The 23,042-nt window shown below is 34.3% G+C and carries 24 protein-coding genes; 10 read left to right on the forward strand and 14 right to left on the reverse strand.

Going from position 1 to position 23,042, the window contains the following annotated elements; translation table 11 throughout:
- Window positions 1-3: 3 nt before the first annotated feature.
- Window positions 4-903 carry a DUF6602 domain-containing protein gene (locus tag QLS31_RS01215; protein WP_282729449.1) on the forward strand — a complete coding sequence of 300 codons (900 nt, stop codon included), beginning with the start codon at window positions 4-6 and terminating at the stop codon, window positions 901-903.
- Window positions 904-1,105: 202 nt separating this feature from the next.
- Window positions 1,106-2,005, forward strand: a complete 900-nt coding sequence (locus QLS31_RS01220; protein ID WP_282741954.1) for an alpha/beta hydrolase — start codon at window positions 1,106-1,108, stop codon at window positions 2,003-2,005.
- Between the two features lie 263 nt (window positions 2,006-2,268).
- Here the strand turns inward: QLS31_RS01220 and QLS31_RS01225 are convergent, their stop codons facing one another.
- From QLS31_RS01225 to QLS31_RS01260, 8 genes are all read right to left on the reverse strand, one after another.
- Entirely contained in the window at window positions 2,269-2,658 is a 390-nt protein-coding gene (locus QLS31_RS01225; RefSeq protein WP_282741956.1) for a hypothetical protein, read from the reverse strand.
- A 328-nt stretch (window positions 2,659-2,986) separates the two neighbouring features.
- On the reverse strand, window positions 2,987-3,835 hold the full coding sequence (locus tag QLS31_RS01230; RefSeq protein WP_282741959.1) for a DUF3078 domain-containing protein: 849 nt from the start codon (window positions 3,833-3,835) through the stop codon (window positions 2,987-2,989).
- 48 nt (window positions 3,836-3,883) lie between these two features.
- Window positions 3,884-4,396 carry a DUF2480 family protein gene (locus QLS31_RS01235; protein ID WP_282741961.1) on the reverse strand — a complete coding sequence of 171 codons (513 nt, stop codon included), beginning with the start codon at window positions 4,394-4,396 and terminating at the stop codon, window positions 3,884-3,886.
- A 67-nt stretch (window positions 4,397-4,463) separates the two neighbouring features.
- Window positions 4,464-4,787: an SUF system Fe-S cluster assembly protein gene (locus tag QLS31_RS01240; protein ID WP_282727672.1), complete on the reverse strand. Its 324-nt coding sequence runs from the start codon at window positions 4,785-4,787 to the stop codon at window positions 4,464-4,466.
- A 128-nt stretch (window positions 4,788-4,915) separates the two neighbouring features.
- Window positions 4,916-5,323, reverse strand: coding sequence for a GxxExxY protein (locus QLS31_RS01245; RefSeq protein WP_282741963.1), 408 nt, complete (start codon window positions 5,321-5,323; stop codon window positions 4,916-4,918).
- Between the two features lie 71 nt (window positions 5,324-5,394).
- A complete protein-coding gene (locus QLS31_RS01250) occupies window positions 5,395-5,814 on the reverse strand; it encodes a SufE family protein (RefSeq protein ID WP_282741965.1) in 420 nt (139 codons plus the stop codon).
- Window positions 5,815-6,249, reverse strand: coding sequence for a hypothetical protein (locus QLS31_RS01255; protein WP_282741967.1), 435 nt, complete (start codon window positions 6,247-6,249; stop codon window positions 5,815-5,817).
- Between the two features lie 96 nt (window positions 6,250-6,345).
- Window positions 6,346-7,560 carry a cysteine desulfurase gene (locus QLS31_RS01260; protein ID WP_282741969.1) on the reverse strand — a complete coding sequence of 405 codons (1,215 nt, stop codon included), beginning with the start codon at window positions 7,558-7,560 and terminating at the stop codon, window positions 6,346-6,348.
- A 232-nt stretch (window positions 7,561-7,792) separates the two neighbouring features.
- Between QLS31_RS01260 and QLS31_RS01265 the strand changes: the two genes are divergently transcribed.
- The 3 genes from QLS31_RS01265 to QLS31_RS01275 all read left to right on the forward strand — a co-directional run bounded on the left by QLS31_RS01265 (window position 7,793) and on the right by QLS31_RS01275 (window position 10,342).
- Window positions 7,793-9,145, forward strand: coding sequence for a serine hydrolase (locus tag QLS31_RS01265; RefSeq protein ID WP_282741971.1), 1,353 nt, complete (start codon window positions 7,793-7,795; stop codon window positions 9,143-9,145).
- 148 nt (window positions 9,146-9,293) lie between these two features.
- Window positions 9,294-9,755, forward strand: a complete 462-nt coding sequence (locus tag QLS31_RS01270) for a helix-turn-helix domain-containing protein (RefSeq protein WP_113636259.1) — start codon at window positions 9,294-9,296, stop codon at window positions 9,753-9,755.
- On the forward strand, window positions 9,746-10,342 hold the full coding sequence (locus QLS31_RS01275; protein ID WP_282741974.1) for a mobile mystery protein B: 597 nt from the start codon (window positions 9,746-9,748) through the stop codon (window positions 10,340-10,342). The genes QLS31_RS01270 and QLS31_RS01275 overlap by 10 nt, the downstream gene beginning before the upstream one ends.
- A gap of 53 nt (window positions 10,343-10,395) precedes the next feature.
- Here the strand turns inward: QLS31_RS01275 and sufD are convergent, their stop codons facing one another.
- The 5 genes from sufD to QLS31_RS01300 form a co-directional block, all read right to left on the reverse strand.
- The gene (sufD, locus tag QLS31_RS01280) at window positions 10,396-11,712 is read right to left on the reverse strand and encodes a Fe-S cluster assembly protein SufD (protein ID WP_282741976.1); all 1,317 of its coding nucleotides are present in this window, start codon (window positions 11,710-11,712) and stop codon (window positions 10,396-10,398) included.
- A gap of 81 nt (window positions 11,713-11,793) precedes the next feature.
- On the reverse strand, window positions 11,794-12,546 hold the full coding sequence (gene sufC / locus QLS31_RS01285; protein ID WP_282711122.1) for a Fe-S cluster assembly ATPase SufC: 753 nt from the start codon (window positions 12,544-12,546) through the stop codon (window positions 11,794-11,796).
- Window positions 12,547-12,586: 40 nt separating this feature from the next.
- On the reverse strand, window positions 12,587-12,976 hold the full coding sequence (locus QLS31_RS01290) for a four helix bundle protein (protein ID WP_282741978.1): 390 nt from the start codon (window positions 12,974-12,976) through the stop codon (window positions 12,587-12,589).
- Between the two features lie 69 nt (window positions 12,977-13,045).
- Window positions 13,046-14,494 carry a Fe-S cluster assembly protein SufB gene (sufB, locus tag QLS31_RS01295; RefSeq protein ID WP_282741980.1) on the reverse strand — a complete coding sequence of 483 codons (1,449 nt, stop codon included), beginning with the start codon at window positions 14,492-14,494 and terminating at the stop codon, window positions 13,046-13,048.
- A gap of 79 nt (window positions 14,495-14,573) precedes the next feature.
- Window positions 14,574-14,903 carry an iron-sulfur cluster assembly accessory protein gene (locus tag QLS31_RS01300; RefSeq protein ID WP_099714058.1) on the reverse strand — a complete coding sequence of 110 codons (330 nt, stop codon included), beginning with the start codon at window positions 14,901-14,903 and terminating at the stop codon, window positions 14,574-14,576.
- 183 nt (window positions 14,904-15,086) lie between these two features.
- Here QLS31_RS01300 and QLS31_RS01305 point away from each other — a divergent pair, with 183 nt between their 5' ends.
- The 5 genes from QLS31_RS01305 to QLS31_RS01325 all read left to right on the forward strand — a co-directional run bounded on the left by QLS31_RS01305 (window position 15,087) and on the right by QLS31_RS01325 (window position 21,805).
- Entirely contained in the window at window positions 15,087-16,046 is a 960-nt protein-coding gene (locus QLS31_RS01305) for a DUF898 family protein (protein WP_282741982.1), read from the forward strand.
- Window positions 16,047-16,050: 4 nt separating this feature from the next.
- Window positions 16,051-17,118 (forward strand): M48 family metallopeptidase, encoded by a 1,068-nt coding sequence (locus tag QLS31_RS01310; RefSeq protein ID WP_282741984.1) that lies wholly within the window; start codon window positions 16,051-16,053, stop codon window positions 17,116-17,118.
- A 185-nt stretch (window positions 17,119-17,303) separates the two neighbouring features.
- Entirely contained in the window at window positions 17,304-18,164 is an 861-nt protein-coding gene (locus tag QLS31_RS01315) for an MBL fold metallo-hydrolase (RefSeq protein WP_282741986.1), read from the forward strand.
- Window positions 18,165-18,239: 75 nt separating this feature from the next.
- Window positions 18,240-19,868, forward strand: coding sequence for a S8 family peptidase (locus QLS31_RS01320; RefSeq protein WP_282741988.1), 1,629 nt, complete (start codon window positions 18,240-18,242; stop codon window positions 19,866-19,868).
- Window positions 19,869-19,930: 62 nt separating this feature from the next.
- A complete protein-coding gene (locus QLS31_RS01325; protein WP_282741990.1) occupies window positions 19,931-21,805 on the forward strand; it encodes a M1 family metallopeptidase in 1,875 nt (624 codons plus the stop codon).
- Window positions 21,806-21,877: 72 nt separating this feature from the next.
- Here the strand turns inward: QLS31_RS01325 and QLS31_RS01330 are convergent, their stop codons facing one another.
- Window positions 21,878-22,816 (reverse strand): L-threonine 3-dehydrogenase, encoded by a 939-nt coding sequence (locus tag QLS31_RS01330; RefSeq protein ID WP_282741992.1) that lies wholly within the window; start codon window positions 22,814-22,816, stop codon window positions 21,878-21,880.
- Between the last annotated feature and the right edge of the window lie 226 nt (window positions 22,817-23,042).

Genomic DNA, 23,042 nt, shown 5'->3' on the forward strand with positions numbered 1-23,042 from the left:
ATTATGAGTAAATTATCAAATCTCGACATTGAAGAAATATTCAGACAAGACGCACAAAAAATAATTGAAGCGAGAAAGCGTTCAAAAGTGATTCATGCTTCAAGCGACATTAAAGCTTCTGGGAATGAAGTGGAAAATGCAGTACGGGATTTTTTACGAAGTAGAATGCCTAGTAATTACTATGTTGGACATGGACATATTGTTGACAACAATCGACAAACAAGCCCTCAATTTGATATCTTAATATCTGACAATACATTCATTCCAATTCTTTTAAGAGCAAATGATTCTACAGAATATTTTCCTTCTGAATCACTTTACGCAATTGGAGAAGTTAAATCGACATACGAAAAATACAAAAAACCAATTAAAGCATTCTGCGAAAGTTTAAAACTTGTAAAAGAAAAAATGAGTAGAGAAATAGTTTTCAATACTGCATATAATGGAGAAATTAAAAATTCTACTTTGATGCGTGATATGATTTTGCAGAGAAATAACAAAGTGTTAAATGCAATCTATTCATTTATGATTTTTGTAGATTCAGAACAATTCGACATAAATGAATTTAAAGATTGTCAAAAGGAATTTGGAAACAAATATCTTCCAAATCATATTATTTTATTAGACAAAGGCGTTATATTTTACGGACGAATTACTGAAACGAAAATGGTATTTGAAAGATATCCTGAATATGCTGAGAATCAAGAAAACGAATGGACGTTATCCGCTTTTGGAGCAGATAAAGAGAAAGAAAAAGCTGGAAATCATCTTGGTTTTCTTTACTACAATTTATTGGAACATATGAATTCAAGTTTACTAGAACCAGTAAATCTCATGCCTTATTTTAATGATTTATTCGTTGGAAGAAAAAGTGAAATGATTAGTATAAAAAACGATGCATAACAGCTACTACAAAGGATTTGGGCAATTGGCTTAATGGAAAGTTGGTTTTGTATTTGGGATGATTTGCTTCGCCTGTTCGCTATCGCTCGGGTGGCAAATCCGAATAATGAGCTTAATTTAGTTCCAAACCCGCTGTAGTACCAAGACGTTAGTAGTAATGCTAACGATGACCATTCAAAACAATTTTTTATATTATACTAATATGAATATTAACTTTTTTTCTAATTCACCTCTTTGGTTATTATTAATAGCTTTACCAGAAATGGTATTTTCTCAATCGACCGACTTTACCATTCAAGATGTAAAGTTTGAAAGTCAGGGCATCACTCTTGCAGGCTCAATTTTAACACCTAAAAAAACATTGGCAGCAGTTGTAATTGTTCATGGGTCTGATCCTGTAAAAAGAGAAATGGAGTTCGCTAAACGTCTTGCCAAAGAAGGTATTGCTGTATTGACATATGATAAACGTGGAGTTGGAGAATCTGGTGGTTTATATGTAGGGCCATCTGTTGGCACGAATAATATTGACACTACGAATCTTAATTTATTATCTCATGATGCAAGTGCAGCAGTAAATACATTTCGAACCTATTTGAAAGATAAAAAAACACCTATAGGATTAGTTGGCTTCAGTCAAGCAGGATGGATAATCCCAATTGCTGCAAGTAAAAATCCACAAATTGAATTTATGGTTTTATTTAGTTGCCCTACAATTACAACCCTAGAACAACTTCGATTTCAGTTTTATACTAATGGAAACAATAATTTTTGGGAAAATCATACAGAATCAGAAGCTCGTGAACATATCAAAAATGATTCTGACAGGTATCAATTTACAGCTACTGACCCAAAAAATTCCTTGAATACACTTTCAATTCCAGGAATTTGGCTTTTTGGTGAGAAAGATATACAGATTCCAGTAAAGTTGTGCATGGAGCAATTAAATACATTGAAAGCTCAAGGCAAACCTTTCGAATATGCCTTGTTTTCAACATTAGGACACAATACTGTTTCTGACAATTTTACAGGACCTGTTGACATTTCAATTCAATGGATAAAACAGAAAACTTTGAACATTAAGAAGTCTAAAGCATCAAAATAAAGCACTGCCTAGAACAGTTACTACAACGGATTTGGGCAATTGGCTTAATGGAAAGTTGGTTTGTATTTGGGATAATTTGCTTCGCCTGTTCGCTATCGCTCGGGTTGCAAATCCGAAAATAGGGCTTAATTTAGTATTAAATCTCTGGTGTTAGTCTGCGACAAATATCTACTTAAATAAAAACCATAAAAAAACGAACCCCTAAATGAGTGCCGTTTTTTTATGAGATACATTCGGAGTTCTGCAAACTGGGACTTAAAAATTTATTTCTTCGGTGGCATTGCTTCCATAATAGGCACTCGATCCAGGTATTGGTTGACCATATCAATTTTATCCTCCGAATTAAAATGATACGTGGAATGAATCCATTGTGTCATGCTCTTGCCTCCTTTGTATTTTGCGGTGGTTTTGTACCAACTAAGAAGCCAGATGCCATCCATCGGAATGTTGCCTTTCTCGTTTACTTTGACTGGCAACCAAATTTCTTTTTCAAAAGTGATGGTTTCAATAACGTTACCTCTTCGGTCTCTCCAGTATTTTTCTATGGCTGGTTTTCCTACCAGACTGTCTCCGCTATTCCAGTAATACTTGGCATCCTCGGCAAAGCTGTCTGTCCAGGAATCCATGTCGCTTTTCGATAAATCTGCTAACATTTTTTTTCCGATATCGGAATATTTGCTATCGGCAAATTCTGTTGGAGGTGTTGGTGTATCAGGTGTTTCAGAAGTTGATACTGCTTTTGGTGTAGCTTCTTTTTTGCATGCTACAAAAAGGGTCGCACACAGGACGAATAAAAGTAATTTTTTCATAAGGTGAAGTTTTAAAACAATTAGTGTTAGTTTAAAATGCTTACCATTATGTCTTAGTAGGTTAAATAGGAGAATAAATGTACTAAAAAAGATAGTGCGTTTGCGATTTTTTCTGATAAATATTTTTTACAAGTATCTGATTGTCAATATAAAGTGATTGAAAATGTGTTTTCTAGAAACCGTAAGTAACGCCTAAACCAAATACTTCTCTCACCTGAACAGCTTTTACGGAATTGTCATCATAAATGGCTTGTACCGCTACATTTGCCGACAAGTATTTATTGATTTTCATAATGACATTCATTTGGTAATCAACATCCACGTTTTGTGGATTGTCTAAATAATTGGAATATAAATTCAGTCGGTTTTCTATAGATACATTCGTCATGATATTGAATTTATAGTATGCCGTAATACTGGCTCCAAACTCAAATCGAGTAGAGTCGCCTTGCAATACTCCAAAAGAAGGTCCAAATTCAGTAAAATGAGGATGAACAACAACTAGTTTTGCTGTTGCCGGAGAAAAATTGACACTCAAATTATTGCTTTTTTTCCACAGCATTCCTGGTCCCAACTGGAAATATGCCGGAGAGAAAAAATGAGAAATTTTCTCGTCATTTTTGTCCAATCCGGTGTCCATTTGAGTCTTGAAATTGAAAAACATCGAATAGTACCATTGTCCTTTGGCTTTCTTTCCCCAAAGAGAGTTCAGTTCTAAACGATCGTCCGTTTTTGCGGTTTTTTCGTCTCCTTTTATTTTGGTTAAACCGTACGCTAAAATAAATTTGTTATCCCAAACGATATCTTCTTTTTTATAATTGAAGTCATAATTCAGTCCAAAATTCCCCGCAATATTTGAAGTTCCGCCACCAAGCCATTGTTTATTATAAGCCGATTGATTAAAAAGCAGTGAGATATTCCCTTTTTTGGTCCAATACTTTATCGTGTCTGTTGCCGTTTCTTGTGCAGCAGCAGAAAGCATTGCAAAAAGAAACACTACAGAAAAAACTATTTTTTTCATGTTTTATATTTTGAATTACACTTTAAACTATTACTAAACGTAAATATATTATCCCTTTTTCGGTGCTTTATACAATGGAACGGCTGAGCATGCTTCGCCATACATAATACTTCGAGCAAAAGGTTGCAAGTAATGTGCTGCTAATACATAAGCCCGCATCGGAACCGGTTTTCTGGAGCATCCTTTTATGATAACAGGCTTATTTTCATATACCGAATAGTCAATTTTAGGCAATAATTCTTCATAGAGCGAAGCGTCTAAATCTTCTAAAGTTCCATTGATGATTTTCTTGGCAAATGGCGCTAATTGAATGGCCACCAAAATAGAAGCCCAAGCCGGAACAATAGCATCGGTACTGCAATGAATAGCAACATACTGATCTTGGTATTGTGACCAATCCTGATTTTTCAGTTCTTCTCTAAAGTCTTTTTCTTTCAATAAAAAGCCTTCTAATAGCCATTGCGAAATATCGATTTGCGTACGAATTCCTTTTGGATAATAATCTTCGAGATCGAAAACTTCCAAAACACTATTCGCAACTTTATTTATTATTTCTTCCATTTGAACAAGTTTAAAAGATTTAAAGTTTAAAGTTGCTTAACCTTAAACTTTAAACCTGAAACAAATTTTATAACATTCCCAATTCTAATTTTGCTTCCTCGCTCATTAAATCTTTACTCCAAGGCGGATCAAAAGTAATTTCTACTTCAGCATCTTTTACATTCTCTAATGATTTTACTTTTTCTTCCACTTCTCTTGGTAAACTTTCTGCAACCGGGCAGTTTGGAGAGGTAAGTGTCATCAGGATTTTTACTTCGTAATCGGTGTTAACCATCACGTCATAAATCAGTCCTAATTCGTAAATATCTACAGGGATCTCTGGATCGTAAATAGTTTTTAATATTTTTACGATAGATTCTCCTAATTCATTTGTGTCTATTTCTTGTTCCATTGTTTGAGTATTTTAACCATATAAGACATTGAAGGTCATTTAAGGTTTTTGTTTTGAATATTATATTTGTACTTTTTTTTATTATTTAGCTTGATTAAATCATATTTAAAGTCTGCTATTTTTGTTTTTTATTCATCCAGATATCTATATCTTTCGTTGACATATGTTTTTTGTCCTTCTTTAAAAATATGTGTTACATTGAAATTTATCATTAATCCTATAGGAATTTCTAAAAGGTTCATATAGGTTAAAATTTGGGCTTCATGTATTGGTAAAACTTTTTCGACTGCTTTAAGTTCAACTACTAAACTTTTTTCAACCAATAAGTCACATCTTAATCCTGTTTCAAGTTCTAAACCTTTATAATAAACAGGAATTGTAAGTTCAGTTTGAAATTCAAAACCTCTAATTGTCAATTCTTTTTTTAAACATGTATGATAAACACTTTCTAAAAGACCGGGACCAAGATGTTTATGTACTTCTATAGCACAACCATTAACCTGATAAATTAAATCTTTTAAAGATGTTTTGGTCATAAATTTTCCGTTTTTTATTCTGACTTATATGACCTTAAATGTCTTATATGGTTAAACGAATTAGTTTGAAATCAATTCTGTGCATTGAATGCCAAAGCATACATTTTAATATTTTTTATCATCGATACCAATCCGTTGGCGCGTGTTGGCGATAAATGTTCTTTCAAGCCTATTTCGTCAATAAAACCCATGTCAGCTTCGAGAATATCAGACGCTTTTTGGTTGGAAAAAGTACGAATTAATATCGCAATAATTCCTTTTGTCAAAATGGCATCACTATCGGCAGTGAAAACAATTTTGTCATCCGTTTGTTCTCCCTGCAACCACACTTTTGATTGGCAGCCTTTGATCAGATTGTTTTCTGTTTTGAATTCTTCTTTAATCATAGGAAGCTTTTTTCCTAATTCGATGATGTATTCATAACGTTCCATCCAGTCGTCAAACATAGAAAACTCATCAACAATTTCTTCTTGTATGTCCTTAATTTTCATTTATTCTTTTTTAGCAAATGAATTTATTTTATTTACGAATTTCTTAATTTCCTTTGGTGGAAAACCATGATCAAAACTAGTCGTTTCATAGGTTTTGTCTTTGAAGGTGATTTTCAAATTGGCAATAGCCGCACCGTCATGAAAACGTTTTTCGGTAGGTGCTTTTAATTTGGACAAACTATCCAATTCCATCGTTTCAAAACAGTCTACGAGTTCTTTCCAGTCGGCATCCGATATTTTTGTTGGTGTCGGTTTGTCATTTCCATCCCTATCCTTAGAAATAGTAACCATCTGATTCTTCACCGTTATTTTTTGATAAAAACCTCTGGTGTTGGCTTCATATTCAATTACAGCATTGCTGATTTCTTGCGCTTGAGCACTGTTACACCCTTTTCCAAGAAAAATGGTCAGAAACAATAAAGATAGTATTTTCATGTGTAGATAATATTTGTTTTTTATAGGAACATGGTATCGCCATTCGATAGTACCATTTACGATTTTGAATCATGGCGATGTCATAATTTTAAATTTTTACGACAACATGAGTTGCGCTTTTTTAATGGCTTCAACCATAATATCAATTTCTTCTTTGGTATTATAAAAAGCAAACGATGCTCGTAGTGTTCCCGGAATACAAAAGAAAGTCATGATAGGCTGGGTGCAATGGTGACCAGTTCTTACGGCTATTCCTAATTTGTCAATTATCGTACCAATATCGTACGGATGAATGCCTTCAATATTAAACGAAACTACAGAAGTTTTTTCCTTGGCTGTACCAAAAATTTTCAAACCCTCAATTTCTAATAAACGTGAAGTTGCATGCTCCAACAATTCTTTTTCCTGTTGTTGAATGTTTTCAAAACCAACTTCATTCATATAATCAACCGCAGTTCCCAGAACAATACCTCCAGCAATATTTGGTGTTCCAGCTTCAAATTTATGAGGCAATTCAGCATAAGTAGTTTTCTCGAAAGTCACTTCCTTGATCATTTCGCCTCCACCTTGATACGGCGGTAATTTATTCAACCACGCTTCTTTTCCGTATAAAATTCCAGTTCCTGTAGGACCACACATTTTATGTCCTGAAAAAACATAAAAATCACAGTCTAATTCCTGAACATCTGGTTTCAAATGCGGTACGGCTTGCGCTCCGTCAATCAAAATCGCCGCGCCAACTTCATGCGCTTTGTCAATCATGTATTTAATTGGATTGACAGTTCCCAGAGCATTCGAAATATGATTTACGGTTACAATCTTCGTTTTATCCGAAAGCAATTTGTCATATTCTGACATGATCAATTCACCATCTTCATTCATAGGAATTACGCGCAAAGTCGCTCCCGTTTTCTCGCATAACATTTGCCAAGGCACAATATTGCTGTGGTGTTCCAATGCCGAAACTAAAACTTCATCGCCTGGTTTCAAAATCGAAGCAAATCCATTGGCAACTAAATTAATTCCATGCGTTGTTCCCGAAGTGAAAAGTACTTCGTGGGCAAATTTTGCATTGATGTGATTTTGAAGTTTACCTCGGGAAATTTCATACGCATCAGTTGCCAGTTGACTCAACGTGTGCACGCCACGATGAATATTAGCGTTAATTTCCTGATAATATTTTGAAATTGCATCAATCACCACTTGTGGTTTTTGCGAAGTAGCCCCGTTGTCGAAATAAACCAATGGTTTTCCGTTTACTTTCTGGGAAAGAATAGGGAAGTCGGCTCTAATTTTATTGATATCTAACATGTAATCTGCCTGTTTTTATTGTTTTTTTATTGGTTAGATAGAACGCCAATAAGTAACATTTTTTAGATAACCCAATTTGTTGTTTGGGCTTCATTATTTAGAATTTTTCTAAATACAAAAGTAATGAAATTGAAATTAATTTTCGGCAAACACTTGTTAATAATAATCAATGTGGTAACAGTTCAAAAAATGTATGCTTCTTTTTTATTAAATTGCTTCAAATTAATTCTCTATGAAAAAAGTTTTCAGATTATTTGGTTTCGTTTCTTTCATTGGTGTTTCTTATTTTGGTTTCACCACTTATCCAAAACTGGATTTAATTTCTGGCTTTTCAGCCAAAAGTATCGCTTCGGGACATTTTATTGATAATCGTTCGCAGGAAATGATTGAGAAAGGTGACAATGACATCGACATGATTGATTTGGCCAAAAATAAAATTGAAGACGCCGGAAAGTTTGTCGTTGCTTCGGTTTATGGTTTGAAGGAACGAAAAGCAATTTACCGCGAAGGTTTGGGAGCGACTTTAATCAACGATGATTTTGATGTGACAAAACCGTATTTGGTTCCCAAAAGAACAAAATTGAACAATGATTTACCTTTTCCGTATGGAAATAACGAACCTAAAGACACTGTTTTTAGCAACGTTGATTATACTAAATTGAATGCGGCTGTGGCCAATGCTTTTGATAAAAAAGGCATTATTAACAAAAGAACGCGCTCCCTTTTAGTAATTTATAAAGACAAAATCATTGCTGAAAAATACGATACCGGTTTCGATAAAAACAGTAAATTATTAGGTTGGTCTATGACTAAAAGTATCACTAGCGCCATGTTTGGAATTTTGGAGAAACAAAGAAAATTTGACATTGATGATCCTGCGCCAATTCCAGAATGGGCGAATGACAACCGAAAGTTGATTACAACAAGCGATTTGCTGCACATGAATTCTGGTTTACAATGGGTAGAGGATTACGCGACTATTTCTGATGCTACCAAAATGCTTTTTCAGGCCGAAGATATGACCAGCGCGCAATTAGAAAAACCGGCAGAGCATAGACCGAACACGCGATGGAATTATTCATCTGGAACGACAAATTTACTTTCCGGAATTTTGCGGAAGCAGTTCAAAACGCATCAGGAATATTTAGATTTTTGGTATTCGGCTTTGATTGATAAAATAGGAATGAACTCGATGGTAATCGAAACGGATATGGTGGGAAATTATGTAGGTTCATCGTACGGTTGGGCTACAACACGCGATTGGTCAAAATTTGGGTTATTGTATTTGCACAAAGGCAATTGGAACGGAGAACAAATTTTTAACGAAAGCTGGGCGAAATACACTGCAGCCCCCACGAATACTTCCAATGGAAGATATGGCGGACACTTTTGGCTCAATGCCGGCGGACATTTTCCGGATGTTCCAAGAGATATGTATTACTGTAGCGGTTTTCAGGGGCAAATGGTAGCGATTATTCCGTCACTTGATTTAGTGATTGTAAGAATGGGCTTGAAAGAAGAATCTAATTTTGATTTCAATGGAATGTTGAAAGGAATTGTAGGGAGTTTGGAGGGTGTCGATTAAAGATGTTTCTAGTCAATTTTTTATGTATTTAAGTGTTGTATAAGTATACTAATAAGTTTACTTTATTTACTTATAGTAAATATATTTGTTTACTTTTGTTATTTATAGTAAACTAATTAGTTTACTTATTATTTAATATCACTTAAAAATGAGAACAAATAAACAAATAATACTAGAACAATTAGATCAGAAATCCAGTTTGTTAGTAGAGGCAATGAAAAATCCAGTTTCTGAAAATGGTTGGGTCTTTTCTATAAGAAAAGGATTAAACATGACATTGGAACAATTAGGTAATAAACTAGGTATAAGCAAACAAGGTGTTCGGAGTATAGAGGAGAGTGAAACTAATGGTTCTATTTCGATAAAATCTTTAAAAGAAGTAGCTAAGGTTTTAGATATGCAATTAGTTTATGGTTTTGTACCTAATAAGGGTTCTTTTAGCAGCTATGTTGAAGATAAATCAAAAGAATTAGCAAAGAGAATTGTAATGAGAACTCATCAAACTATGCAATTGGAAAATCAAGGTAATAGGGAAATAATAATTCAAAAGGCTATTGAAGATTTAGCATTCGAAATCAAACAAGAAATGCGCAGAAGCTTATGGGATTAAATTTAGAGTACCAGAATGGGCAAACTCCTTTAAATGAAGAAGAGAAAGACGGGCTTTTAATAAAAACAATTGGTACTTTACAAGAATTAGATGAATTTGAACAGCTAAATATCGAAAAAGCCATTGAATGGACAATCAGAAGTAAATTTAAAACCGAAAATATATTAACTGAGAAATTTGTAAAACAAGTTCACAAAAAAATGTTTGGTGGAGTCTGGAAATGGGCTGGGAATTTCAGAAAATCGGAGAAAAACATTGGTGTATCTTGGATTAAAATTGGTATTGAACTCCGTTGTTTATTAGATGATACTAAATATTGGATTGAAAATAAGACATATTCTCCAGATGAAATAGCGATTAGATTCAAACATAGGATTGTAAAAATTCATTGCTTTCCTAATGGTAATGGTCGCCACTCAAGGATTATGGCAGATATTATTATAGAAACTATTTTTGACAAGGAAATTTTTACTTGGGGCTTTAAAAATCGATTTCAAGCAGATGAAATCAGATATAATTACATTACTGCTTTAAAAGAAGCAGATAATGAAGACATTTCAAAATTGTTAGATTTTGCAAGAAAATAAAAACCGTCTTGTTTTTTAAACAAGACGGTTTTTTATATTTGTTTTGAACTATATTACAAATCAAACCCCAATTTTACACCTAATTTTGTGGCGATGATGGTGGTAATTCGTTTTTTAAGTTCCGGTATTTTGATGTTTTCGATAACAGCATTCGAGAATGCATACATCAATAATGCTTTGGCTTCTTTTTTAGGGATTCCGCGTTGTTGCATGTAGAACATTGCCGTTTCGTCTAATTGTCCAACAGTACAACCGTGAGAACATTTTACATCATCAGCAAAAATCTCTAATTGCGGTTTTGCGTTTATTGTCGCTTTGTCGCTCAATAAAATATTATTGCTTTTTTGGAACGCATTCGTTTTTTGAGCGTCTTTTTCCACATACACTTTTCCGTTGAAAACTCCTGTAGAACGATCAGCATAGATTCCTTTATAATCTTGGAAACTTTCGCAATTTGGAGCTGAATGCTTCACTAAAGTATAATGATCAACGTGTTGCTTTTCGCCAATAATTGTGATTCCGTTTAAGGTGCTTGTCAATCGTTCGCCAAAGTGATAAAAATTCAAGTTGTTTCTCGTTAAGTTTCCTCCAAAAGAGAAGGTATGAACCGAAACGTGACTTTCTTTTTGCTGGGAAACATAAGTGTTATCAATTAAGTTCGCTTCAAGCGTATCGTTTTGAATTTTGTAATAATCAACAATCGCGCGTTTTTGAGCAAAAATCTCGGTAACAGAATTTGTTAAAACCGGGTTTTCGTTTAAACTTTGATGACGCTCAATAATTTGAACATGTGAATTTTCACCCACAATCACCAAGTTTCTTGGTTGAACCAAAAGTGACGCTTCATTTCCTGTTGAGAAATACATAATCTCAATTGGTTTATCCGCTACTTTACTTTTCGGAATGTTGATATACGCTCCTTCAATAGCAAAAGCCGTATTCAATGAAGTCAAACTTTCTTCCTTATTGGCAATTTGGTTAAAATAAGTATCAATAACCATTTTGTATTTTGGTTTGGTCAATGCAGAAGACATCAAACAAACATCAATTCCTTCGTGTGTTGTTGACGACAAATGCGAACTGAAAACACCATCAATAAACACTACTTTATAGGTGTCTATTTCGTGTAAAAAGTATTTTTTTACGTGGTTGAATTCAACAGCATTTTCTTGTTTTGGAAAAACGGTAAAGTCATTTTTTAAGATGGCATTTAGCGAAGTGTATTTCCAAGCTTCGTCTTTTTTGGTTGGGAAACCTTTATCTTCAAAGTTTTTTATGGCGGCAGTTCTCACGTCATGAAGTTCAGAGTGAACATCTACACGCTCTTCAAAAGCCATAAAAGACGATAGTAATTTTTCTTTCAATTCCATTTTTATATTGTTTAAAGTTTAAGGTTTAAATGTTTAAAGTTATCTCGAGGCAACTTTAAACTTTAAACTTCAAACAAATTTTTAAGCTTCTTGTTCTTGTTTAATCCAATCGTATCCTTTTTCTTCCAGTTCGTGTGCTAGTTCTTTTCCACCGGATTTTACAATTTTTCCGTTGTATAAAACGTGAACGAAATCAGGGACGATATAATCTAATAATCTTTGGTAGTGCGTAATCACTACGATTGCATTTTTGTCACTTTTTAGTTTGTTAACACCATTTGCAACAATTCGTAAGGCATCAATATCAAGTCCAGAATCGGTTTCATCAAGAATAGCCAATTTTGGTTCCAACATCGCCATTTGGAAAATTTCGTTACGTTTTTTTTCTCCACCAGAAAAACCTTCGTTTAGAGAACGAGAAAGAAATTTACGGTCAATTTCTAATAATTCTGATTTCTCACGAATCACTTTTAGCATTTCGTTTGCAGGCATTTCTTCCTGACCGTTTGCTTTACGCGTTTCGTTGATGGCAGTTCTCATGAAGTTCGTTACTGAAACTCCTGGAATCTCCACTGGGTATTGGAACGAAAGAAAAACACCTTTGTGTGCTCTTTCTTCTGGTGCCAAATCAGAAAGGTCTTCTCCGTCTAAAGAGATTTCACCTTCGGTTACTTCGTAGTTTTCGTTTCCAGCAATGATAGAAGCAAGCGTACTTTTTCCAGCACCGTTTGGTCCCATAATCGCATGAATTTCTCCTGCTTTTACTTCAAGGTTGATTCCTTTTAATATTTCTTTGTCACCTATCGAGGCGTGTAAATTTTTTATACTTAACATGTTTTCTTTGTTTAAAGTTTAAAGTTTAAAGTTCTCGTGTTTACTGAAACTTGGTGCCTTTAAAATCTTTCTTGTTTAAATATGATATAAAATTGTTTATTTTTCCACTTAAATTTTCGAAGTCAGTTTTTAAAATTTCAAACTTTTCTTCATTGATGTATTTATAATCCAAAACTCGGTATAATTGCGACCTGGTTTCTCCAGCGGATCCTTTTGCGATAGACAAAAACTGTCTAAACTCTAAATTTCCGTTTCTCTCAAAACCTTCAGCAATATTATCCATTACTGAGCCTGATGATGCTTTTATTTGATCTTTAAATCTGAAATCATTTTTTAAATCTGATTCTACAGCAATAATATGAATTTCTTTAGCGAGTCTTCTAGCCTCTTTCCAAATTTCTAAATCTTCAAACCTAGTTATTGTCGCCATTTATTTTTGTTTAAGGTTTAAAGTTAATCATAAGTTGCTCAACTTTAAACCTTAAATTTTAAACAAATTTTATCCTACAGATCCTTCTAACGAAATTTCTAATAATTTTTGTGCTTCTACGGCGAATTCCATTGGTAACTTATTCAATACATCTTTACTGAAACCATTTACAATTAAAGCGATTGCTTTTTCAGTTGGAATTCCACGTTGGTTGCAATAGAAAACTTGGTCTTCGCCAATTTTACTTGTCGTAGCCTCATGTTCTATTTTTGCCGATGGATTTTTACTTTCGATATAAGGAAAAGTATGTGCGCCACAATTATTCCCCATTAACAACGAGTCACATTGTGAAAAGTTTCTGGCGTTATCTGCGTTTGGTGAAATTCGAACTAAACCTCTATAACTGTTTTGTGATCTTCCGGCCGAAATTCCTTTAGAAATAATGGTCGATTTAGTGTTTTTACCTAAATGAATCATTTTTGTTCCCGTATCGGCTTGTTGGAAATTATTGGTAACCGCAATCGAATAAAATTCTCCTGTTGAATTATCTCCTTTTAATATAACCGAAGGATATTTCCAAGTTATCGCTGAACCGGTTTCAACTTGTGTCCAAGAGATTTTTGCGTTTTTCTCACAGATTCCTCTTTTGGTCACAAAATTATAAACCCCACCTTTTCCTTCTTTGTTTCCAGGATACCAGTTTTGTACGGTTGAATATTTGATTTCGGCATCGTCCAAAGCGATTAGTTCCACTACAGCAGCGTGTAATTGATTTTCATCACGACTTGGAGCAGTACAACCTTCAAGGTAAGAAACATAACTGCCTTCATCGGCAACTAATAATGTTCTTTCGAATTGTCCTGTTCCTGCTTGATTGATTCTAAAATATGTCGAAAGTTCCATTGGGCAACGAACACCTTTTGGAATATAACAGAAAGACCCATCAGAGAAAACAGCCGAATTCAAGGCTGCATAAAAGTTGTCTTTTTGTGGTACAACCGTTCCTAAATATTTACGAACCAATTCTGGATGCTCTTTGATGGCTTCAGAAATACTCATGAAGATAATTCCTTTTTCTCCTAATGTTTTCTTGAAAGTAGTCGCTACTGAAACCGAATCAACAACGATGTCCATCGCTACATTATTCATCATCTTTTGCTCATCGACAGAGATACCTAACTTTTTGTACATTTCTAAAAGTTCCGGATCTACATCGTCCAATGTCTTATTAGGATCTACCGCTTTTGGAGCGGAATAATAGGAAATGGCCTGAAAATCAGGTTTGGTATAATGCACATTTGCCCATTCTGGCTCTGTCATTAGCTCCCAAGCACGAAAAGCCTCCAGACGCCAGTCGGTCATCCATTGTGGTTCTCCTTTTTTGTGCGAAATGGCGCGAACGATATCTTCATTTAAACCAATAGGAAACGTTTCTGATTCTAATTCGGTGTAAAATCCGTATTCGTATTCTTTATTTTCGAGTTCGATTTTTAAGTCGTCTTCTGTGTATTTTGACATATTTTTTGTCTTAAAGTTTTAAAGTCTAAAGTTTTAAAGTCATTGCAAGTCTTTCGACTTTATGACTTTCGACATTCGACTATAATGAAAATGATTCTCCGCAACCACAAGTTCTGTTTGCGTTTGGGTTATTGAAAACAAATCCTTTTCCGTTTATTCCACCTGAAAATTCTAAAATTGTCCCGGCTAGGTATAGAAAAGATTTTTTTTCTACAGCGATAGTGATATCGTTGTCTACAAAAATTTTATCGTCGTCGCTTTTTGTTTTATCAAATTTTAAATCATAAGACAATCCAGAACATCCGCCGCTTTTTACACCTACTCTTACGTAGTCAATTGCAGCATCAAAACCATCATCTTTCATTAAATCGATGATTTTTTTTCTTGCTGTGTCAGAAACTTTTATCATAGCTTATATTGATTTTGTCTAAATTAAGCACAAAGATAGTGTATAAAAAGCTTTTTCCATAATTGATAACATTTTTATAACTAATGCAAAAATAGAAAAAAGCTATTTTATATCCTGATTATCAAAATTAAATCTATATTTAAAAAATATTTACTTGTAACCAAATTACTAATAATAAAAATTATGGAAAATCCTTTAGAATCTCGTCCTACTTATAAACTAGAATTTCAAGGAAATGGCAAAGACTTTTTTGGCGTGGTAATCGTCAATTGGTTATTGACTATTGTTACTCTGGGAATTTATTATCCATGGGCCAAAGCCAAACAACTACAGTTCCTTTATGGAGCGACATCTTTAAACGGAGATTCGTTTTCTTTTCACGGTACCGGTAAAGAAATGTTTAAAGGTTTTATAAAAGCAATCTTAATTTTCTTAGTGCTTTACGGCTTATTGTTTTTGTTTTTATATCTGAAATTTCCATTCGTAGGATTGCTTTTGTTTTACTTGGGATTTTTGGCTATTTTACCTTTAGCTATTCATGGTTCATACCGATATAGAATGTCAAGAACTTCTTGGAGAGGTATCCGATTTGGTTATAGAGGAGACAAAAAAGAACTTACCGTGAATTTCTTCAAATGGATTTTCTTTACCATTATCACATTCGGAATTTATGGTTCTTGGATGACAATGAATTTAAGACAATATTTATTAGGAAATGTTCGCTTTGGCGATGCTGAATTTGAGTATAATGGTGATGGAGGTGATTATTTCATGCTCAATCTGAAAGGTTATTTTTTAAGTATTTTCACCCTTGGTATTTATCTTTTTTGGTGGCAGAAAGAATTATTTGAATATTACATTGATAATTTAAGTTTAAATAAAGACGGCAAAGAAATTAACTTAAATTCAACTGTAACAGGTGGTGGATTTTTCAAATTAGCCATTATAAATATACTAATTATCATCTTTACACTTGGACTTGGCTATGCATGGGTTGTTACCCGAACTCTGAAATACCTTTTTGAAAATATTGAATTAGAAGGAACTATTGATTTGAATACTATTCATCAAACTGAAGAAAATTTCAAAGATGCTACTGGAGAAGACATTAGTGACTTCTTAGACTTAGATTTTGTAATGTAGACCAATGAAGAAAAAAATAATTGGAGTCTTTTATGATGGTGCATCTTCTGTTTCACAGGAGGTTGTATTAATTTTTGATACACAAAAAGAGGTTTTTATTTTTGAAAACCTCAATAACGAAACGTATACTTGGGAATTAGCAGCTGTAACTTTTAATAAAAGAAGAGCCCTATTAGAACTTCAACATGGAAACGATCCCGTTCAGATTCTAAAGATTGAAGATGCTCAGTTCATTAGTGAATTAACTATTTTTAGAAACACAAATGGACATCTTGGCTGGTACCAAAAAATGTTAGATCTTGGTACTAAAATACATTTGGGGATAGCTGTATTTATTATTGGATTTGTTGCTTTGTGCTATTTATATGCAATCCCTTGGGTAGGTGAAAAATCAGTGTTTTTAATTCCGGATAGCTATGATGATGCATTAGGAAATACATTTTTTGAAGAGAACACATTTTTAGGCACCATTAACACAAAGAAAACAAAAGCTTTGAATTTGTTTGCCAAAGAATTGAAGCTAAAAAATACCAAACAATTAAAATTCACCGTAATTGATTCGGATATTATGAATGCTTTTGCGCTTCCTGATGGTAGTATAGTTGTTTATACCGGAATTATTAATTCTATGAAAAATTACGATGAACTTGCGGGCTTAATCGGTCACGAAGTTGCCCATGTAAATCATAGACATTCGATGAAAATGTTGTGCAGAAATTTGTCAGGCTATTTGTTTATTTCAACCGTTTTAGGTGATGCAAATGGAGTCATGGCTGTACTCGGGGAAAATGTAAATACATTACAGTCGCTCTCCTTTTCGAGAGAATTTGAACGGGAAGCTGATATTGAAGGATTTAAAATAGTAACTTCCAATGGTGTTAATCCAAAAGGAATGTCAACTCTTTTTAAACGTTTACAGAGAGAAAATACTATTTCAATTCCTGAATTCCTAAGTTCACATCCAGTAACTATAGATAGGATTCAGTATATTAATAAAATGATAAAAACGAAATCTTTTCAGTCTGCCGAAAATTCAAAATTATACGATTTGTTTCAACAGATAAAAGAGTAATTAATCATTATAAAACCTCATTACCACCCATTCAGAACATAAAATTACGTTCCGAATGGGTTTTTTTTTAGTATCAGCAGAATATTCTTTATTTATTACAAATTCTACTTCAAAACGATGCTTTTAACTCGCTTTTAGCATCAAATCCTTTATATTTGAGTTTATTTGTAATTAATTAAATTCTTATGAAACTATACCCTATAGAAACCGGAAATTTTAAACTTGATGGTGGCGCAATGTTTGGCGTAGTGCCAAAGACTATTTGGAATAAAACCAATCCAGCCGATGAAAATAACCTGATTGATATTGCAGCTCGCTGTTTATTGATTGAAGATGGCAACCGATTGATTTTGATTGATACCGGAATGGGAAACAAACAATCAGAGAAGTTTTTTGGTTATTATTCGCTTTGGGGAACACATTCCATGGATAAATCGTTGGCAAAATATGGTTTTCATCGTGACGATATCACCGATGTTTTTATGACGCATTTGCATTTTGACCATTGCGGCGGGAGTGTTCAATGGAACGCTGATAAAACCGGTTATGAACCGGCGTTTAAAAATGCTAAATTCTGGTCTAATGAAAATCACTGGGAATGGGCAACAAAACCCAATGTCAGAGAAAAAGCGTCTTTTCTATCCGAAAATATTTTGCCGATGCAGGAAAGTGGGCAGCTGCATTTCATCCAAAAACCGGAAGGAGATTTTTTGGCAACATCAGAACTGGGTTTTGGCATCTTCTTTGCTGATGGACATACCGAGAAGCAAATGATTCCGCACATTCAATATAAGGATAAGACAATCGTTTTTTGCGCTGATTTATTGGCAACAGCCGGGCATATTCCAATTCCGTATGTGATGGGATATGACACCCGACCTTTATTGACCATGCCAGAAAAAGAAAAATTCATGAATGCGGCGGCTGATAATAATTATTATTTGTTCTTGGAGCACGACGCGCATAATGAAATAATAACCGTACAAAAAACAGAAAAAGGCGTTCGGTTGGCTGAAGTTTTTACTTGCGAACAAATCTTAACATAGTGTTAATCATAACTCCTTTTGTAACAAAAAAAATTATTTTAGACAAATATTTCAAAATTAACAAAAACATTTTCGATGAATACCATTAAACCTATTTACATTTCTGCTTTTGCTCTTTTAGCATTAGTAGGATGTGGTGCTTCAAAACAAGTTTCAAATACCACTAATTCTGATCTAGTTGCCATAAGCGCACCTTTAAACATTAAAAAAAAGGCACCAATTGCTGAAAATGACTTAAAAAGATGGAGTCATCTGGATATCGTAACTGATACTATTCCTGGAATGAGTGTTGACAAGGCTTATGCTGAATTATTGAAAGGCAAAAAAGGCGTTCCAGTTATTGTTGGAATTGTAGATTCTGGTGTAGATATCGAACACGAAGATTTGAAATCGGTACTTTGGACCAATACAAAAGAAATCGCCGGAAACGGAATTGACGATGACAAAAACGGATATATCGATGATATTCATGGATGGAATTTTCTTGGAGATAGTACCAAAGAGAATCTGGAATATGAAAGAATCATTAAAGATAAAACCTTAGTTGATGGCGCTACGTATCAAGAGGCTAAAGCATTGAATGATAAAAAAATTGCTGATGCAGTTGCAGGAAAAACACGCTCAGAGCAAATGTTAGAAACTATTGCTGCAAGTGATGCTGTTTTGGCAAAACATTTTGGTAAACCAGTTTACACAATTGAGGAGGTAAATGCAATTGTTTCGCAAGAACCGGCAACACAAAAGAGCAAAGCAGCTATGCAACAAATGCTTTCTTATGGATTGCCAATAGCGGAACTAAAAGTTGCTGTTCAAAAACAACTAGAGGATCAGGTTGCACTTATAAACGGAGACAATCTGAAAACAGATTACCGTAAAGTAGTAGGAGATAATCCAAATGATATCACTGATACAAAATACGGAAACAATAATGTGATGGGGCCAGACAAGAACGAGATTCTTCATGGAACGCACGTTGCCGGAATTGTTGCTCAAACTAGAAACAACGTATTAGGGGGTGATGGTGTTGCTAATAATGTTCAGATTCTTACCGTTCGTGCCGTGCCAGACGGTGATGAATATGATAAAGATATTGCACTTGGAATTCGTTATGCAGTAGATAATGGTGCCAAAGTAATCAACGGAAGTTTTGGAAAAAGCTTCTCTCCACATAAACAATGGGTTTATGATGCGATAAAATATGCTGAGAAAAAAGATGTATTGATTGTTCACGCAGCAGGTAATGATGCTAAGGATATTGATTATACAGAAAACTTCCCTAACGATTCTGAAGATAAAGTAACAGAGTTTGCAGATAATTTAATCACAATTGGTGCATTGAATTTTGAATACGGAAATAAAGTGGTGGCTCGTTTTTCTAACATTGGAAAAATTAATGTAGACGTTTTTGCTCCTGGAGTAAAAATCTACGCTACAACTCCAAACAATACTTATAAATATTTACAAGGGACTTCAATGGCTGCACCAAATGCTGCCGGAGTTGCCGCTTTAATTCGTTCGTACTATCCAAAATTATCTGCTCAACAAGTGAAGCATATTTTGATGGATTCAGGAGTTGCAATTACAACGGATGTTATTGTAGGAGGAAAAGCAAATGACACACGTTCTTTTACTGCTCTGTCTAAATCAGGAAAAATAGTAAATGCATACAACGCTTTACTGATGGCAGAAAAAATGTCTAAATAATATTTTAAGAATTCATTACTTTTGGAAGGGCAATTTGCCCTTCCATTTTTATTTTAACCTACATGAAAAAATTACTTTTAGTTTCTATTTTATCCTTAAGTTTTGGAAGTCTTTTGGCTCAAAACGGTACGTATTGGCAGCAGCATGTCGATTACAAAATGGATGTGTCCATGGATGTAAAAACATACCAATACAAAGGAAAACAGGAATTGGTTTACACCAATAATTCTCCTGATTCTTTGAGAAAAGTATATTATCACCTATTTAATAATGCCTTTCAGCCCGGAAGCGAAATGGATGCCAGAATCCAAAGCATCAAAGATCCAGATGGCAGAATGGTCACCAAAGTAAAAGTTGGTGATAAAGAAGTCAAAGAAAGCCGCATTAAAAATTTGAAACCAAATGAAATTGGTTACTTGCGAATTTCTAATTTCAAGCAAGACGGAGCAGTTGCTAGTGCAAAAGAGATTGGGACTATCCTTGAAGTGACTTTGGCTAAGCCAATTCTACCAAATTCAAAAACTACATTCACATTAGATTTTGATGGTCAGGTTCCCATTCAAATTCGTCGTTCCGGAAGAAATAATGCCGAAGGCGTAGAATTATCAATGGCGCAATGGTATCCAAAACTGGCTGAATTTGATTTTGAAGGTTGGCATGCTGATCCTTATATAGCAAGAGAATTTCATGGCGTTTGGGGAAATTTTGACGTAAACATTACTATTGATAAAGATTATGTTTTAGGAGGTACCGGTTATTTGCAAAATAAAAACGAAATTGGTCACGGTTATCAAGACCAAGGTGTTGTTGTGTCTGTTCCAAAGAAAACAAAAACATTGACTTGGCATTTTAATGCGCCAATGGTTCATGATTTTACTTGGGCTGCTGATAAGAATTATATTCATGATGTAGTAAAAGCACCTAATGGTGTTGACTTGCATTTCTTGTATAAAAACAATCCAAAATACATTCAAAACTGGAAAAACCTGCAACCAAAAACGGTTCAGTTAATGGAAATTTACAACAAAACGGTTGGTGATTATCCGTACAAACAATATTCTGTGATTCAAGGTGGCGATGGTGGAATGGAATATGCCATGTGTACGTTGATTTTGGGTCAAGGTACGTTTGATGGGTTGCTAGGAGTAACCGCACATGAAATGGCACATTCTTGGTTCCAGCATATTTTGGCTTCCAATGAATCAAAACACGGATGGATGGATGAAGGATTTACCTCATTCCTGGAAGATTTTGGACTTAATGAAATTGCCGATAAAAAAGTAGAAAACCCATTTGCAGCAGCTTATAAAGGGTATTTTGCAATGGTAAATTCAGGAAAAGAATTGCCACAAGGAACTCATGCGGATCGTTTTGATGAAAACAGAGTCTACAGCGTTACTTCCTACAGTAAAGGTGAAATTTTCTTAGCACAATTGATATACTTAATAGGAAAAGAAAATTTATTTAAAACGTTGAAAAAATATTATAGCGATTTCAAATTCAAACATCCTACGCCAAATGATATCAAAAGATCTGCCGAAAGAGTTTCTGGAGCAAATCTGGATTGGTATTTAGTGGATTGGACTGAAACTACCAATACTATTGATTATGGTATCAAAGAAGTAAAGGAAAATGCGGATAAAACAACCGTTACTCTAGAAAGAATTGGAAGAATGCCAATGCCGATAGATTTGACAGTGGAATATACAGACGGAACAACAGAAAGTTTCTACATCCCGTTGCGCATGATGAGTTTTGAAAAAGAAAATCCAAATCCTACAGTAAAAAGAACGGTTTTGAATGATTGGGCTTGGGCGTATCCAACTTTTGAATTTAACATTGCTAAATCGAAAGCTTCTATCAAGAAAATAACGATTGATCCAAGTGGGTTAATGGCCGATTTAAAAATGGAAAATAACACTTATGAGATAAAGTAAAATTTATCTAAACTCCATAAAAAAAGTCTAGTTCTTGAACTAGACTTTTTTTTGGTTTTATTTTTAAGGAAATTATTTCAAATGCTCCAGCATATCCACTGTCATTGATTCCAAATCAAATTCATGTTTCCAGTTCCAGTCTTTTCTGGCTTCAGCGTCATCAATACTCGCTGGCCAACTGTCGGCTATTTTTTGACGGAAATCCGGTTTGTAAGTAACTGTAAATTCAGGAATGTGTTTCTTGATTTCGGCAGCAATCTCCGTTGGCGTAAAGCTCATTGCAGCTAGATTATACGAAGAATGAATTTTTATTTGCTCTACCGGCGCTTGCATAATTTGAATGGTCGCAGCAATGGCATCATCCATATACATCATCGGCATTTTAGTTTCTGAAGATAAAAAGCATTCGTATGTTTTATCCGAAAGTGCTTTGTGAAAAATATCTACTGCATAATCCGTAGTTCCGCCACCAGGAGGCGATGACCAGCTGATTAAACCCGGATAACGGATGCTTCTTACATCTACACCAAAGATATTATGGTAGTATTCGCACCATCTTTCGCCTGCTTGTTTGCTGATTCCGTACACCGTTGAAGGTTCCATTATCGTGTATTGTGGCGTATTTTCTTTAGGAGTTGTTGGTCCAAAAACCGCAATACTCGAAGGCCAGAATATTTTTTTTATTTTTCCGGCTTTCGCCAAATTCAAAACGTGAAACAACGAATTCATATTTAAGTCCCAAGCAAATGCCGGGTTTTTCTCGGCTGTAGCCGATAATAATGCCGCCATCAAATACACTTCGTCAATTTGGTGTAATTCTACCAAATGTTCAATTTGATTGAAATCTAAAGCGTTCACCACTTCAAATGGACCGGAATTGACAACATCAATATTTAACTTTCGGATGTCCGAAGCAATTACGTTTTCTGTTCCGTATAGTTGCCGCAACTTTTGGGTAAGCTCCGTTCCAATTTGTCCGCAAGCTCCAATAATCAATATTTTAGTACTCATTTTTGTCTGTTTTGAAAAACAAAGATAACGTTTTCGTAAATAACATAATTTTGATGAAAAAGGGTATAGATTTCTTAAAATAGCATTTAAAAAGAAGTTGTGTTTCTTAATTTATGATTTTTTAAGCATAAAAATAGCTTTAGCAATATTAGATTGTTATTCCTATGTTGTAATTCGTAATTGTAAATTTACTTTGTAACTTTGTACCTTAATTGATGGAAGTTTT

The sequence above is a fragment of the Flavobacterium sp. XS2P24 genome (assembly GCF_030010285.1).
GTDB lineage: Bacteria > Bacteroidota > Bacteroidia > Flavobacteriales > Flavobacteriaceae > Flavobacterium > Flavobacterium algoritolerans.

What these genes read in the sequence shown, in the direction of transcription:
- QLS31_RS01215 (WP_282729449.1), top strand. Translation starts at nt 4, where the DNA reads ATGAGTAAATTATCAAATCTCGACATTGAAGAAATATTCAGACAAGAC.
- QLS31_RS01220 (WP_282741954.1), top strand. Translation starts at nt 1,106, where the DNA reads ATGAATATTAACTTTTTTTCTAATTCACCTCTTTGGTTATTATTAATA.
- QLS31_RS01225 (WP_282741956.1), bottom strand. Translation starts at nt 2,658, where the DNA reads ATGTTAGCAGATTTATCGAAAAGCGACATGGATTCCTGGACAGACAGC.
- QLS31_RS01230 (WP_282741959.1), bottom strand. Translation starts at nt 3,835, where the DNA reads ATGAAAAAAATAGTTTTTTCTGTAGTGTTTCTTTTTGCAATGCTTTCT.
- QLS31_RS01235 (WP_282741961.1), bottom strand. Translation starts at nt 4,396, where the DNA reads ATGGAAGAAATAATAAATAAAGTTGCGAATAGTGTTTTGGAAGTTTTC.
- QLS31_RS01240 (WP_282727672.1), bottom strand. Translation starts at nt 4,787, where the DNA reads ATGGAACAAGAAATAGACACAAATGAATTAGGAGAATCTATCGTAAAA.
- QLS31_RS01245 (WP_282741963.1), bottom strand. Translation starts at nt 5,323, where the DNA reads ATGACCAAAACATCTTTAAAAGATTTAATTTATCAGGTTAATGGTTGT.
- QLS31_RS01250 (WP_282741965.1), bottom strand. Translation starts at nt 5,814, where the DNA reads ATGAAAATTAAGGACATACAAGAAGAAATTGTTGATGAGTTTTCTATG.
- QLS31_RS01255 (WP_282741967.1), bottom strand. Translation starts at nt 6,249, where the DNA reads ATGAAAATACTATCTTTATTGTTTCTGACCATTTTTCTTGGAAAAGGG.
- QLS31_RS01260 (WP_282741969.1), bottom strand. Translation starts at nt 7,560, where the DNA reads ATGTTAGATATCAATAAAATTAGAGCCGACTTCCCTATTCTTTCCCAG.
- QLS31_RS01265 (WP_282741971.1), top strand. Translation starts at nt 7,793, where the DNA reads ATGAAAAAAGTTTTCAGATTATTTGGTTTCGTTTCTTTCATTGGTGTT.
- QLS31_RS01270 (WP_113636259.1), top strand. Translation starts at nt 9,294, where the DNA reads ATGAGAACAAATAAACAAATAATACTAGAACAATTAGATCAGAAATCC.
- QLS31_RS01275 (WP_282741974.1), top strand. Translation starts at nt 9,746, where the DNA reads ATGGGATTAAATTTAGAGTACCAGAATGGGCAAACTCCTTTAAATGAA.
- sufD (WP_282741976.1), bottom strand. Translation starts at nt 11,712, where the DNA reads ATGGAATTGAAAGAAAAATTACTATCGTCTTTTATGGCTTTTGAAGAG.
- sufC (WP_282711122.1), bottom strand. Translation starts at nt 12,546, where the DNA reads ATGTTAAGTATAAAAAATTTACACGCCTCGATAGGTGACAAAGAAATA.
- QLS31_RS01290 (WP_282741978.1), bottom strand. Translation starts at nt 12,976, where the DNA reads ATGGCGACAATAACTAGGTTTGAAGATTTAGAAATTTGGAAAGAGGCT.
- sufB (WP_282741980.1), bottom strand. Translation starts at nt 14,494, where the DNA reads ATGTCAAAATACACAGAAGACGACTTAAAAATCGAACTCGAAAATAAA.
- QLS31_RS01300 (WP_099714058.1), bottom strand. Translation starts at nt 14,903, where the DNA reads ATGATAAAAGTTTCTGACACAGCAAGAAAAAAAATCATCGATTTAATG.
- QLS31_RS01305 (WP_282741982.1), top strand. Translation starts at nt 15,087, where the DNA reads ATGGAAAATCCTTTAGAATCTCGTCCTACTTATAAACTAGAATTTCAA.
- QLS31_RS01310 (WP_282741984.1), top strand. Translation starts at nt 16,051, where the DNA reads ATGAAGAAAAAAATAATTGGAGTCTTTTATGATGGTGCATCTTCTGTT.
- QLS31_RS01315 (WP_282741986.1), top strand. Translation starts at nt 17,304, where the DNA reads ATGAAACTATACCCTATAGAAACCGGAAATTTTAAACTTGATGGTGGC.
- QLS31_RS01320 (WP_282741988.1), top strand. Translation starts at nt 18,240, where the DNA reads ATGAATACCATTAAACCTATTTACATTTCTGCTTTTGCTCTTTTAGCA.
- QLS31_RS01325 (WP_282741990.1), top strand. Translation starts at nt 19,931, where the DNA reads ATGAAAAAATTACTTTTAGTTTCTATTTTATCCTTAAGTTTTGGAAGT.
- QLS31_RS01330 (WP_282741992.1), bottom strand. Translation starts at nt 22,816, where the DNA reads ATGAGTACTAAAATATTGATTATTGGAGCTTGCGGACAAATTGGAACG.